Origin of the sequence: Asticcacaulis sp. YBE204 (assembly GCF_000495855.1) — a bacterium.
Classification (GTDB): Bacteria; Pseudomonadota; Alphaproteobacteria; order Caulobacterales; family Caulobacteraceae; genus Asticcacaulis.
In genome coordinates this window covers 160,207-174,439 of the sequence record NZ_AWGF01000001.1, presented here as the reverse complement: position 1 = coordinate 174,439, position 14,233 = coordinate 160,207, and the positions used below count along the sequence as shown (strand labels likewise).

At 62.5% G+C, this 14,233-nt stretch carries 6 protein-coding genes; 4 read left to right on the top strand and 2 right to left on the bottom strand.

Annotation, left to right across the window (positions count from 1 at the left end; translation table 11 throughout):
* Positions 1-23 precede the first annotated feature (23 nt).
* Positions 24-1,565 (top strand): response regulator, encoded by a 1,542-nt coding sequence (locus tag AEYBE204_RS21730; RefSeq protein ID WP_023460468.1) that lies wholly within the window; start codon positions 24-26, stop codon positions 1,563-1,565.
* 61 nt (positions 1,566-1,626) lie between these two features.
* Positions 1,627-3,312, top strand: a complete 1,686-nt coding sequence (locus AEYBE204_RS21725; protein WP_023460467.1) for an MFS transporter — start codon at positions 1,627-1,629, stop codon at positions 3,310-3,312.
* A 41-nt stretch (positions 3,313-3,353) separates the two neighbouring features.
* Here AEYBE204_RS21725 and AEYBE204_RS21720 read toward each other — a convergent pair whose 3' ends face one another.
* Positions 3,354-5,636 carry an NADP-dependent malic enzyme gene (locus AEYBE204_RS21720; protein WP_023460466.1) on the bottom strand — a complete coding sequence of 761 codons (2,283 nt, stop codon included), beginning with the start codon at positions 5,634-5,636 and terminating at the stop codon, positions 3,354-3,356.
* A gap of 409 nt (positions 5,637-6,045) precedes the next feature.
* Between AEYBE204_RS21720 and mutS the strand changes: the two genes are divergently transcribed.
* Complete coding sequence (mutS, locus tag AEYBE204_RS21715; protein ID WP_023460465.1) at positions 6,046-8,784, top strand: DNA mismatch repair protein MutS; 2,739 nt, start codon at positions 6,046-6,048, stop codon at positions 8,782-8,784.
* Positions 8,768-11,647, top strand: a complete 2,880-nt coding sequence (locus AEYBE204_RS21710) for a [protein-PII] uridylyltransferase (protein WP_023460464.1) — start codon at positions 8,768-8,770, stop codon at positions 11,645-11,647. The genes mutS and AEYBE204_RS21710 overlap by 17 nt, the downstream gene beginning before the upstream one ends.
* A 66-nt stretch (positions 11,648-11,713) precedes the next feature.
* On the opposite strand, the gene AEYBE204_RS21705 is transcribed toward AEYBE204_RS21710, so the two are convergent.
* Entirely contained in the window at positions 11,714-14,086 is a 2,373-nt protein-coding gene (locus tag AEYBE204_RS21705; protein ID WP_023460463.1) for a TonB-dependent receptor, read from the bottom strand.
* Positions 14,087-14,233 lie beyond the last annotated feature (147 nt).

Genomic DNA, 14,233 nt, shown 5'->3' with positions numbered 1-14,233 from the left:
GTAATTGCGAAAAGAATATCTTCATGCGTCACGGCCAAGCGACATCTTCCCCTCCCGCCTTACTCACCGAGGCCGATGCCCGTGACGCAGCGGCCAAGCTGAAAGCGCGTGAAGATTTCTTCAAGCTGATGAGCCATGAAATCCGCACGCCGCTTAATGGCGTGCTGGGCATGTTGTCCCTGCTCAACCGCACCCAGTTGAGCGGCGAACAGCAATCCTATCTGCAAACGGCGCGCGATTCCGGTGAACATCTTTTGACCCTGGTCAATGATCTGCTCGACTATGCGCGCATCGAAGCCGGTCACATCGGTCTGGAAACCCACCGCGTCGAATTGGAACCCCTGCTGCAAGGCGTCGCAGAACTCCTGTCGCCCCGTGCTCATGCCGGGGGTATCGAAATCGCGTGGAAGCTGGATGCGCAGCTGGAGTCGATCCAGATCGACGAAGGTCGTCTGCGCCAAATTCTGTTTAATCTGGCCGGCAATGCCATCAAATTTACGCAATCCGGTGGCGTCCTGATCGATGTGTCGCTGACCGACAAAGGTCACATCCGTTTCGGCGTTCGCGATACCGGCGAAGGCATTCCCGAAGAGGCGCGCGCGCGTATTTTCGAAGAATTCGGTCAGGTCGATCCGTCGCATGCGTCGGGGCAGTATGGCGGAGCCGGTTTGGGGCTGGTCGTCGTCAAGAAGCTGGTCGAGGCGATGAACGCCACCCTGACGCTCGATTCCGAGATCGGCACAGGGTCGCTGTTTACCGTCGAATTCCAGATTCCCTATACCCTGCGCAAACCCGTCGCGGTCACCACGCCCGCCGATACGGTCATCGTCACCGCCAATCCTATCCTGGCCGACAGCGCGCAAAGTCATCTCGACAGCTTTCAGGCCACAATGCGCTCGGTCCGCACGCTCAAGGAAGCCGGCAAGCGCGCCCGCACCGTCGTACTGGCCGATCGTCAGGCGCTATCCGAACCTGTACCGGCACCAAACAACCGCAGCCTGATCCTGCTGGCGCCGGAAGAGCGCGACGAGATCAGCGCCTGGCGGGACAAGGGTTGGGCGGGGTATCTGATCAAGCCTCTGCGCCGGTCGTCGTTGAAAGAGCGTATCGAAACCCTGTCGCTGAAACCCGTCGCCGCCGAAGCACGTCCGGCAACCCCGGAAGACGAACGTATCCTCACGGCGTCGGGTCAGAACGTCACGGCCTTGCTGGTCGAGGACAATCCGGTTAATGCGCTGCTGGCGCAGATACTCCTGCAACGCGAAGGTTGCCGTGTCGAGCGTGCCGCGTCGGGCGAAGAGGCCCTGCACATCATGGCCGATCGTCGTTTCGACGTTGTCTTCATGGACCTCGGCCTGCCGGGTCTCGACGGCATCGGCACGACGAAACAGTTGCGCGCCGACGGCCATCTGACGCCGATTATCGCCCTGACGGCCAATGCCTACGAAGAAGACCGCCGCGCCTGTCTGGCCGCCGGGATGAACGACTTCCTGACCAAGCCGATCGAACTGGCGGCGTTGCGCCATCGCCTGTCGCAATGGTGCGGACAGCAGGCTGCCGCTTAAACCTTGCCAAATCAGTTAACTACCCCGATGATCGCCCGAACTGCGATCTTCGGGGATTTTCATGACTGACACGCCACCCGCCAAGAAAACCCTGTGGCAAGCCGTGCGCCCCTTCTTTCAGCGCAAGGTGTTGGCCATGATCTGCCTCGGCTTTTCGTGCGGCCTGACCCTGACCCTGATTTTCGACACCCTGTCGGTGTGGTTGCGCACGGTCGGCCTGTCGCTGGAAGTCATCGCTTTCTTCTCGCTCGCCACCTTCGCCTATAGCCTGAAATTCGTCTGGGCCCCGCTGGTCGACCGCGTGCCCCTGCCGATCCTGACACGGTTGCTTGGCCATCGCCGCGGCTGGATGTTGCTGACGCAAAGCCTCGTTATGCTCGGCCTGTGGCTGATTTCGGGCCTCAATCCTCAGGAAAATCTGGCCCTTATGGCGGCCATCGCTGTCATGCTCGGCTTTGTTGGCGCGACGCAGGACATCGTGGTCGATGCGTGGCGGATCGAAAGCGCCGATCAGGACGGTCAGGGCGTCATGGCCACCGCCTATGCCTGGGGGGCACGCGTCGCCCCGTTCATCGCCGGGATCGTGCCGTTGATCCTCGCCGAAACGCTCGGTTGGGGTTTCGCCTACGCCCTGATGGCCGCCCTGATGGGACTCGGCCTGATCGGCACTCTGCTGGCCAAGGAAGGCGTCCACACTATCCGCGTCATTCAGTACGGCGATCTGCCGCCGCACCCGGTGACCGAAGGCCTCGAATGGGGCGGGCGCATCCTGCTGATGGTCATCGCCGCCTCACTGATGGGGGCGGGCCTGACCGGTAATATCAATCTGTTCCAGTTTACCTTCCCCAGCCCCGAAGCCTTCGACGCGGTCAAATCCGTATGGACCTCGAAACAAACCGGCATCTTCGTTCAATTGCCTGCCGTCAGCGTCGGGCTGGGCCTGATGTTCCTCGCCTGCGTGCCGATGCCGAACGTGCCGACGCGTCCGGGGGCCTATCTGCGGCAAACCTTCGTCGAGCCCATCGTCGATTTCTTCAAGCGCTACGAAAATCTGGCCGTACTCATTCTGGCGACGATCTGCGTCTATCGCCTTGCCGATTTCCTGTTGAATATCAACGGTGCTTTCTATGTCGATCTCGGCTTCGATCTGGCGGTGATCGGCGAGGTGCGCAAGATTTTCGGCGTCGTCATGACGATTATCGGCGTTACCGCCGGGGGTCTGAGCATGACGCGCTTCGGCATGAAGTTTAGCCTGATCACCGGCGCGGTCATCTGCGCGGGCTCAAACCTCGCCTATGCCTGGCTGGCAACGCAGGGCGACAGTATCCCGGCCTTCTCGTTGACGCTGGCTATCGACAATATTTCCGGCGGTTTCGCGGGGACGGTGTTGATCGCCTATATGTCGTCGATGATTTCCGAAGGCTTTGCCGCCCCGCAATACGCGCTTCTGTCGTCGCTCTATGCCTTGCCGGGCAAGCTTCTGGCCTCGCAGTCGGGCCGTATCGTCGAAAGCGCGGCCAAGGGGGCCGATCAGGGGGGCTTGGCCGCGCCGTTCCTGCCGTGGCTGCATAATCTGCCCGCCGTATCATTCACCAAACCCGCTGAGACTCTGGGCGTCAGCCGCGAAGCTCTGGGCGCGGGTTACATGCTGTTCTTCACCTATACCGCCGTGATCGGGTTTGTGGCGGTAGTTCTGGCGGTGTGGCTGATCCGGGTGGGTGCCATCAAGGAAAAAGGCGAGGCCTGAACAGCCCCGCCCTTTTAAAATTCTTCAAAGCCTGACGGCTATTACCCGCCCATATTGGCTCGGATATCGTAGGCGGCGAAGGTCGCCATGGTCAGGATCTTAGTCACCGAGTCCGACAACTGACAGATCTGCACCGGCTTCGACAGACCGAGCAGCAGCGGACCGACGACGGTCGCGCCGCCCAAGGCCTGTACCAGCTTGGTCGAGATCGAAGCCGAGTGGATCGCCGGCATGACCAGAATATTGGCGGGTGCGGTCAGACGCTGGAACGGATAGTTGGCCCACAGCGCCGGATCGAGCGCCACGTCGGGCGGCATCTCGCCTTCGAACTCGAAGTCCACACCGCGCTTTTCAAGCTCGGCCACGGCCTTGGCTACGCGTTCGGAGCGTTCGCCCGACGGGTTGCCGAAGGTCGAATAGGACATGAAGGCGACGCGCGGGGTGTGGCCCATGCCGCGCACGGCCATGGCGGCTTCGACGGCGATTTCGACGAGGTCATCCGGGTCGGGCAGTTCGGCCACCGTGGTGTCGGCGATGAAGATGGTCTTGCCACGCGCCAGCACGATTGACATCCCCATAACGCGTCCGCCGGGGGCCGGATCGACCACGCGCAGCACGTCGTCGAAGGCCTGATCGAAGGAGCGCGTGACGCCCGTCACCATGCCGTCGGCGTGACCCGACAGGACCATGGCGGCGGCGAACGAGTTGCGGTCCTGATTGATCAGGCGGTCCACGTCGCGCTTGAGGAAGCCCTGACGTTGCAGGCGGTTATAAAGAAGCTGCGAATAGGCGGCGTTGCGGTGCGACAAACGGGCATTGACGATTTCGATGCCTTCTTCCGCCGGGTCGAGACCTGCCGCGCGCATATTGGCGGTGACGAGGTTTTCGCGGCCGCAGAGGATCGGCGTGCCCAGTCCCTGCGCCTTGAAGGCGTGGGCGGCGCGGATGACCGAGACGTCCTCGCCTTCGGCGAACACGATGCGCTTGGACGGGCGCGAGCGCACGGTTGCGGTGATATTTTGCAAGAAGCCCGCCGACGGATCGAGGCGCTTTTCCAGCGTCTTACGGTAGGCGTCCATGTCGGTGATTGGCTTGCGCGCCACGCCGGTATCCATGGCGGCCTGCGCCACGAAGGGCGGGATGTACCAGATCAGGCGCGGATCGAACGGCGTGGGGATGATGTAGTCCTTGCCGAATTTCAGGTGACGGCCCTGATAGGCGGCGGCGACCTCGTCCGGCACGTCTTCACGGGCCAGTTGCGCCAAAGCCTGCGCGGCAGCCAGCTTCATTTCGTGGTTGACCCGGCGGGCGCGGACATCGAGCGCGCCACGGAAGATGTAGGGGAAGCCGAGGACGTTATTGACCTGATTGGGGTAGTCCGAACGCCCCGTGGCGACGATGGCGTCGTCGCGCACTTTCGCCACGTCTTCCGGGGTGATTTCCGGGTCCGGATTGGCCATGGCGAAGATGATCGGCTGAGGGGCCATCGAGGCGACCATGTCGGGCGTGATGACACCCTTGGCCGACAGACCGAGCACCACATCGGCGCCGACCATGGCTTCGGCCAGCGTGCGCTTGTCGGTTTCGGTGGCATGGACCGATTTCCACTGGTCCATTTCGACCGTGCGGCCCTTATAGACAACGCCGTGGATGTCGCAAACCGTTGTGTTTTCAGGCTTTACGCCCATGGCCTTGATCAGGCCGATGGAAGACAGACCCGCCGCGCCGGCGCCGCACAGGACGACCTTGACGTCCTCGATATTCTTGCCGGTGATTTCCAGCGCGTTGATCAGGCCGGCGGCGGCGATGATCGCCGTGCCGTGCTGATCGTCGTGAAAGACCGGCACGTCGGCCAGATCCTGCAAGGCGGATTCGATGATGAAGCATTCCGGCGACTTGATGTCTTCGAGGTTCACGCCGCCGAAGGTCGAGGTGATGTTCTTGACCACCGTGATGAATTCGTCGGGGTCCTGCGTCGTCACTTCGATGTCGAAGCTGTCGATATCGGCAAAGCGCTTGAACAGGACGGCCTTGCCTTCCATGACGGGCTTGGATGCCAGCGCGCCGAGATTGCCGAGGCCGAGGATCGCCGTGCCGTTCGAAATGACGGCGACCAGATTGCCCTTGGAGGTATAGTCGTAAGCGGCATCGGGGTTTTCGGCGATCTTGCGCACCGGTACGGCGACACCTGGCGAATAGGCCAGGGCCAGATCGCGCTGGGTCGCCATCGGCTTGGTGGCCAGAAGCCCGATCTTGCCTGGCGACGGATACTGGTGAAAATTCAGCGCTTCTTCGTCGCTGACCTTGGTCTTGTCGATCGGCATTCGGGCTTCCTGCGTTTCCGCTTATTTGTCAGACAATTGAGTGTTTACCTAGGGTGTTAGTATTGCAGGAAGCCCCGGAGATAAACAGGTTTATCAATCACTTTTTCTCAAAAAACATTTTGTTTCGTTTCAACATATGAAACACCGTGCGGAATTCCGCGCAGTCTACTTATACCTCCCCGCTGGCGGGGAGGGGAACCGTGAGCGGAGCGAACGGTGGTGGGGTGGTTTGCCGAGGTTCAACGAACACCATCCCGGAAAGTAAGTTAGACACCCCACCACCACGCCTTTCAGGCGCGGTCCCCCTCCCCGCGCGAGCGCAGGGAGGATAAGCACCAAGCCTGTGGAAATCGGTTGCGCATGTCGTTTCCGGCTAGGCTTTCGCCTTAACACTTATTAACTTGTTCGCATGAACGCGACGACCTCTTCCCAAACCGATTCCGATCTTAAGGCTCAGCTTGACGGCGCGACGCCGGTCATGGCGCAATATATTGAAATCAAAGCGCAAAACCCTGACGCCCTGCTGTTTTTCCGCATGGGTGATTTCTACGAGGTCTTTTTCGACGACGCCGTAAAGGCGGCAGGGGCCTTGTCGCTGGCCCTGACCAAACGCGGGCGGCATCAGGGCGAGGAAATCCCCATGGCGGGCGTCCCCGCCCACGCCGCCGAGGCCTATATCGCCAAGCTGATCCGCGCCGGGTTCCGCGTTGCCGTCTGCGACCAGCTCGAAGACCCGTCGGAAGCCAAGAAGCGCGGCTCGAAATCGGTGGTCAAGCGCGGCATCGTACGCATCGTCACACCGGGCACCCTGACCGAAGATACCCTGCTGGAGGAACGCGGAGCCAATCGGCTGATCGCCCTGTCGCAGCGGGCCGGGGTCATGGCTTTGGCGTCGCTGGAACTGTCCACGGGTGAGGTCGAGTGTCTGGAAACGACGCCGGAAACCTTGGGAACGCACCTATCGGCGTTGCGCCCGTCGGAAAGCCTTGTTGCCGACCGCCTGTTGCAGGACGAAAATGTCTATGGCTTGCTCAAATATTGCGGCGGGGTGCTGCAACCCCAGTCGGCGTCGCTGTCCGATCCGGCAGCGGGTGAGGCGCGGCTGAAACGGCTTTACGGCGTCGATACGCTGGACGGGTTCGGGACGTTCAGCCTCGCCGAGGTCTCGGCCATGGGGATGCTGGCGGCCTATATCGACCTCACTCAGGCCGGCAAGGTCCCGGTCCTGAAAGCGCCGAAAAAGACGACGTCGCTGGCCTTTCTCGCCATAGACCCCTCGACGCGGCAAAGCCTTGAGATCGAGCGCACGCAGAAGGGCAGCCGCGAAGGCTCGCTGATGTCGGCCATCGACCGCACCATTACGTCGGGCGGTTCGCGACTACTGGCGGCACGCCTATCGCGGCCCCTGAACAGCCCGGACGAGATCAATACACGCCTCGACGCCGTGCAATGGTTTTTGGAACATCGTGGCCTGCGTCAAGACCTGCGTAATACCCTGCGCGGGATGAGCGATCTGGCGCGCGCCCTGTCGCGGCTCGGTTTGGGGCGTGGCGGTCCGCGCGATTTAAAGGTCATCAAGGACGGCCTCGAACTCGCCGGTGAAACCATCCGGGTGTTGAAACAGACGGATGCCGAAGACGCCCTCGATCCGCGTTGTCCGGTCGAAATCCGCAGCCATATCAAGGCCCTGACGGTGTCTGATTCCGTCGCCGACCTGTTGTTCAAGCTCGACATGGCGCTGGTCGAGGAACCGCCGCTGTCGACGCGCGACGGCGGCTTCATCAAGGCCGGGTACAACAGCAATCTCAACGAGTTGATCACGCTCCGCAACGACTCGCGTCAGATCATCCTGCGCATGGAGTCCGATCTTCAGCAGGAAACCGGCCTGCCGCTGAAGATCAAATATAATGCCGTGCTGGGCTATTTCATCGAGCTGACTTCGAAACAGGCCGATAGCCTCAGCGATAGCGATCGGCAGCGTCTGATTCACCGTCAGACCCTCGCCAACCAGATGCGGTTTTCGACGCCGGACCTGATCGACATGGACGCCCGTATCGCGCGCGCCGCGTCGGATGCCCTGACGCTGGAACTGGCCCTGTTCGAGGATTTGCGCGAAGAGGTCCGCCGCAACGCTCACCCCTTGCAGGACATGTTCGATGCCTTCTGCGCGCTCGACGTGGCGTCCGCCGCCGCCGAATGGGCCGAGGACATGGAGGCCACGCGCCCGATCGTCGATGACAGCCTTGTGTTCGACGCCAGGGCGGCACGGCACCCGGTCGTGGTCGTCGCCCTGCGTGCCGAGGGCAAGCCGTTTACGCCGAATGACGGTTGTCTCGACGCGTCGGGCCAAAGCGGGCCGCGCCTGACTCTGGTCACCGGGCCGAACATGGCCGGTAAATCCACCTTTCTGCGTCAGAACGCGCTCTTGGTCATCATGGCGCAGGCCGGGCTGTTCGTGCCTGCCGCGTCGTTGCGATTGGGTGTGGTCGATCGTCTGTTCTCGCGCGTCGGCGCCGGGGACGATCTGGCGCAGGGCCGCTCGACCTTCATGATGGAGATGGTCGAGACTGCCGCGATCCTCAGTCAGGCGACGCAGCGCTCGTTTGTGATCCTTGATGAGATCGGGCGCGGCACGGCGACCTTCGACGGTCTGGCCATCGCCTGGGCCTGCGCGGAAAACCTGCACGAGGTGGTCAAGGCGCGCGCCCTGTTCGCGACCCACTATCACGAACTGTCCCAGCTTGAATCCTTACTCGCCCATACCCACAATATCTCCATGACCGCGAAGGAGTGGAATGGCGACCTGATCTTCCTGCACGAAGCCAAGCGCGGGGCGGCGGATCGCTCCTACGGCGTGCAGGTCGCGAAGCTTGCCGGGATGCCGCCGGTCGTCGTGGCCCGTGCCAAGGACATTCTGGAGCGGCTGGAAACCGACCGCTCGCATCAGCTGAAACTCGACGACCTGCCTTTGTTTGCCACCGTACAGGCGCAGGTCAATGTTGCTGCGGCGCAACAACCGGCGGAATCCGAGGTGGAAAAGGCACTGAAAGCACTGAACCCGGACGATTTGAGCCCGCGCGAGGCCCTTGAGGTTATCTATCGTTTACGGAGTCTGGTTAAGATCGACGCCCATGCCCCCACTCGGTGATACCGCTGCCCTCCAGCCCAAGACCAGCCCGGCCCTGCTGACCCACAGCATCGACGGTGCGGCTCTGCGCGCCAAGCTGACCCAGGCCTATGAGGACTCGACCGGTGACGTGGCCGATCTGCGGCGTAAGGCCGTGGCCATCCTCAAGCGCGAATGGGACATGGCGCGCGAAAGCTTGCTGTCGCATGTCGAAGAGCACCGTGGCGGCCTGTCCACGGCGCGCGCCCTGTCGAAACAGGCCGACGAGATCGTCCACGCCCTGTGGGACTTTACCCTGACCCACGTCTATCGCGCGCGCAATCCGACCGAGGGAGAGCGTCTGGCTCTGATCGCCGTCGGTGGCTACGGACGCGGCGAACTGGCCCCCTATTCCGATCTCGACCTGTTGTTCCTGCGCGCGTGGAAAGAGACGCCGCATTCGGAAAGCGTCATCGAATTCATACTCTATAGCCTCTGGGATCTCGGCCTCAAGGTCGGCCACGCCTCGCGCACGGTCGAGGAGACCATCCGCATCGCCCGCGAAGACCATACGGTCATGACGGCCCTGCTCGAATACCGTCCGCTGGCCGGCGATACGGTGCTGGTCCAAAGCCTCAAGGAAAAGCTGAACCTCGACGTCATCCGCCACGGCGCCTATGATTTCGTCACCGCCAAGCTTGAGGAGCGCGATTTCCGCCACGCCAAGTCGGGCACCTCGCGCTACGTCGTCGAGCCCAATCTGAAAGAGGGCAAGGGCGGCCTGCGCGACCTGCACACCCTGTTCTGGATCGCCAAATATGTTTCGGCGTCCGGCCCTGCCCCCGTCCTGCGCGAAAGCCCGCGGCCGCAGAACCCCAATGGCTGGGGCGCGCTCGACGCCATGCTGACCGAGAAGGAACGCCTCGCCTTCGTGCAGGCCTTCGACTTTCTGTGGAAGGTCCGCATCCTGTTGCACGTGACGGCAGGCCGCGCCGAAGAGCGTCTGAGCTTCGACCTGCAACCGGAAATCGCCCGTCTGATGGGCTATGTCGACGCCGACGGCGAACCGGCGGTGGAACGCTTCATGCGCCGCTACTTCCTTGTCGCCAAGGAAGTCGGCGCCCTGACGCGCATCTTCTGCACCAAGCTTGAGGCGCAGAAGACCAAGCCTCTGACGCGCCTCAGTCACATGATTCAGTCGGGTATCATGTCGCTGACCAAGCCGGAGCATCCCGGCATCGTCATCGATTCCGGTCGCCTGAGCGTGCAAAATCCGGACGTGTTCAAAAAGTCGCCGATCGCCATGTTCATCCTGTTCCGCATGGCGGACAGGATGGAACTGGACCTGCATCCGGACGCCTTTACGGCGATCACGCGGAACCTGAAACTGATCAATGCGGCCCTGCGCCGCGACAAGAAGGTCGCCGAGGTCTTCCTCGACATTCTGGTGCGCGGCAAGAACCCGTATCGCACCCTGTCGCTGATGACCGAGACCGGGCTTCTGGGCCGCTATATCCCCGAATTCGGCCAGATCGTCGCCCAGACGCAGTTCAACATGTACCACACCTATACGGTGGACGAGCACACCCTGCGCGCCGTCGGCCTGATCCGTGAAATCGAGTTGGGCCAGCACCCGGAAGAGCATCCGCTGGCCACCGCGCTGATCCCCAATCTGGCCAACAAGGAAACGCTTTATCTGGCCATGCTGCTGCACGATACGGGTAAGGGCGGCGAACTGGGGCAGGAGATCGAAGGCGAGATCGCCGCACGGCGGGCCTGCGCGCGGCTGGGGCTCGAAGACTGGCAGATCGATCAGGTCGCGTGGCTGGTGCGTCACCATCTTGTGCTGTCGGACTATGCGCAGAAACGCGACGTATCGGACCCGGAAACCGTGGCGTCGTTTGCGCGCATTGTCGAGACACCGGAGCGTTTGCGCCAGCTTCTGATCCTGACGGTCGCCGATATCCGCGCCGTCGGGCCGGGCGTGTGGAATGGCTGGAAGGGCCAGCTGATGCGCGAGCTTCTGGCGGCCACCGAGTCGGCTTTCCGCGGCGGGCGCAACTCCGAAGGCGACGCGGTGACCCATGTGCGCGAGGACCTGCATGCCCGCGCCAATGCCCTGCGCGAACAGCTCGGCGGCAACAACCGCGACATGCGGGCGTGGCTGGAGACGATGGAGGAATCCTACCTCTTTTCGTTCACCCCGGACGAGATCAGACAACACGCCCAGCAGGCGTGGTCCACGTTTGAGTCCGAACCCTCGGCGCGGGCTCATATCGACACGGCGCGCAACGCCGCCGCCTTCTGCATCAGCGGTGCCGATCGTCCGGGCCTGTTCGCCGATCTCGCGCGCTGCTTCACCAATATGGGGGCCAACGTCGTGGGGGCGCAGGTCTTCACCTCGACCACCAAGCAGGCACTCGACATCTTCTACGTGCAGGACGCTCAGGGCAAGCCGTTCGGCTACGACGACCCGTCTCGCCTGAGGCAGCTTGAGCAGTCGCTGGAAAAGGCGGCGCTCGGCGAAGTCGCGCCGCCGGTGGTGCATAAATCGACCCTGGCTGGTCGTGCGGCAGCCTTTGCCATTGCGCCGACCGTGGTTTTCGACGACGATTCCAACGCCCACATGACGATTATCGAGGTGTCGGGCCGCGACCGTCCTGGGCTTCTGGCCGACGTCGCCAGCGTGATCAACAAGGCGCGTCTCGATATCGCTTCGGCGCACATTGACTGTTACGGCGAACGCGCGGTCGATGCCTTTTATGTCGTCGATCACTTCACGCGCGAGCGCCTGAACAAGGGACAAAAGGACAAGATCCGCCGCGCCCTGAGCGACGTGCTCGACCCTCCGGCCCCGCGTCCGAAATCGGCCCCGACCCGCGCCAAGGCGTCGCTGGCGCGGTAAGCCCACAAACGAAAAACGCGCACCCGATCATGACCGGATGCGCGTTTTTTTGCAGACAGCCCTTATTTAGAAGCTGTAACCCAGCGTCACGAAGGTCTGGCGCGGGGCCGAGGTGTGGAACACCAGAATGGAACCCGCGGCGTCGTCCGGCGCGAAGACGCTCGAGTCGAAGTTCGAGGCATAGCGCTTGTCGGTCAGATTGGTGACGTTCAGCGACAGCTTCGCGCCCTTCATGAAACCGACGTGGCGGAAGTCGTAATTGACGCCCAGATCGAAGGTCGTGACGCCGCCGAAGCCCTGATCGTTGGTGTAGGTGTAGTAACGACGGCCCGTATACTTGCCTTGCAGCGAAGCGGAGACCCCGTAGCCCTTCACCGTCACGGCGCTGGACAGCATTTCCTTCGGCGTGTCGACCTGTTGCTTGCCTTTGGTGGCCTTGATCACGCAGGTCGTGGTACACCAGTTGAGGTCTTCGTTATAGGTCGTCTTGTTGAGCGAGGCCGAGTTGTACCAGGTCAGCCACGACAGCGGCTTCCACAGGACACCGGCTTCGACACCTTTGCTGGTCACGCCGCCGGCATTGTGGAACGAATTGCCGCAGCCGGGGTTCTGCTGCTGGTTCGTCGGGCAAGGGTTGTACTGGAGCAGGCGGTTGTCGAAATCGACGTCGTAGGCCGCCAGCGACACCTGAAGCGTGTCACCGATATAGCGGTAGCCGACATCGATGCTCTTGGAGGTTTCCGGCTCAAGATACTTGCCCTGCGCATCCCACACGGTCTGCGACACCGATTGCGGCCCAAGCTTGAAGCCGCCCTGGAACATGGCGATGTTTTCCGAGTAGCTAGCATAGACTTCGTGGCCGGGGGTGATCGTCCAGCGCGCGCCTATCTGCGGCAGGAAGCTGTCCTTGGCCTTCAGCGAACCGCTGGCGAACTGGGTCGAAGCGGCGGCGGCGGTCTTGGCGATACCCGGCAGGGCCTTGGCGTCGGACGTCGCGTCGGTGCTCTTGAAGCCGAAGTCGATGCTTACCGCGTCGTCGAACAGGGTGACGGTGTCCTGCACGTAGAACTGCTTGGTCTTCCACGTCGTTTCCTGCACCCACTGGGCGAGGTCGGGCTGGCCGTCCTTATCCATGAAGTGGGCGAGGCTGAACGGACCCGTGACGTTCTGCCACAGATAGCGTGCGGCGGAGGACACGTTATCTTCGGTCCAGAAACCCGCCTGCACGTGGTGATTGGCGACGGTCCAGCTCACGCTGCCGATCACGCCGTCGCGGTCGATGGTGTAACGCGTGTCGCGGATCTGTACGGGGATGTCGTCGGCGGTCGAGGTCGTGCCTTGGGTCGACCAGCCGGTGATGAAGTTGTTACCGGCACCCTTGTCGGTGTGCTTATAGACCTTGCCGCTGACGGTCAGGCCCGTGGCGATCTCGTACTCACCGGCGAGGTAGTACAGCTCGTCCTGACGCAGGATCTGACCGTTGGTAAAGGTGACGTCCGAGTTCTTTTGCGGCGACGGGGCGGCGACGCACTTGGTCGGTGCGGTCGGGCCGGTCACGGTGCAGTAGGCGCGGTTGAGATAGGACTGCCAGTCGGGGGCATAGCCGCCCCAGTCCGGGCCGAGGCGCGACAGCATGTCTTTCGACAGGTAGGCGTCGTCGGCCTGATTGGTGCTCGACAGGTCGGCAAAGGCCGTGATCTTGCCGCGCTCGAACAGGTACTGCGCCTTGCCGTTGAACTGGCTGCCCCACGACTTGTTGTAGGCACCCTGATTCACGAACAGGTCCTGTTCGGTATAGTGGGCCGACAGATAGGCCGAGAAGCCGTTATATTCGCCGGTGTCGAAACGGACGAAGGTGCGGGCGCTGTCTTCGCTGCCGAAGGTCTGGCTGGCCGAGACGCCCAGTTGCTTATGCGGATTGCTGGAGGTGTAGATCAGGGCGCCGCCGAGATTGCTGGTGGACGGCAGGCTCAGGCCCGCAATGCCGGTCGCCAGATCGGCGCGGCCGAGGTTTTCCGAGATCAGGGCGCGGCTGATGGTCAGGCCGTTATAGTTGTTGTAGGCACCGTCGCCCAGCGGCACGCCGTCGAGCGAATAGCCGAGGTGGGTGGTGTTGAAGCCGCGCACCTGAAGCGACAGGGACTGCTCATTGGTGCCCAGTGCGTCGATCGACTGCGCCATGACGCCCGGCAGGTAGTTGAGGGCCTTCTGGATGCTGGTGCCCGGCGGCACGACGTCGAGATTGGCGGGCAGAAGCGTCGAGACCGAGCGCGTCTGACCCTTGCCGACGACGACGACTTCGGTGACGTCGGCGTCGTCGCCCGCCGGAGCGTCGGCGGCGTGCGCGGCGCCGACCAGCAGGGCGCCCGACAGAATGGTGCTGGACAGCAGGACGGCGAGGCCTGTGGAAAGAGGTTTAGCGCGCGATGACACGGTCATGTGAAGATAAATCCCGGAAGCGATACCGTCCGGAACGCGGACGGTTCTGATTGACAAACCGGGGTGGGTGCTCAGTCGCGACGATCCGCCGAGCCAACAATACCGCTTGGTTTTGCAGAGACATTCCTTAATGACTCGTGAAACCGC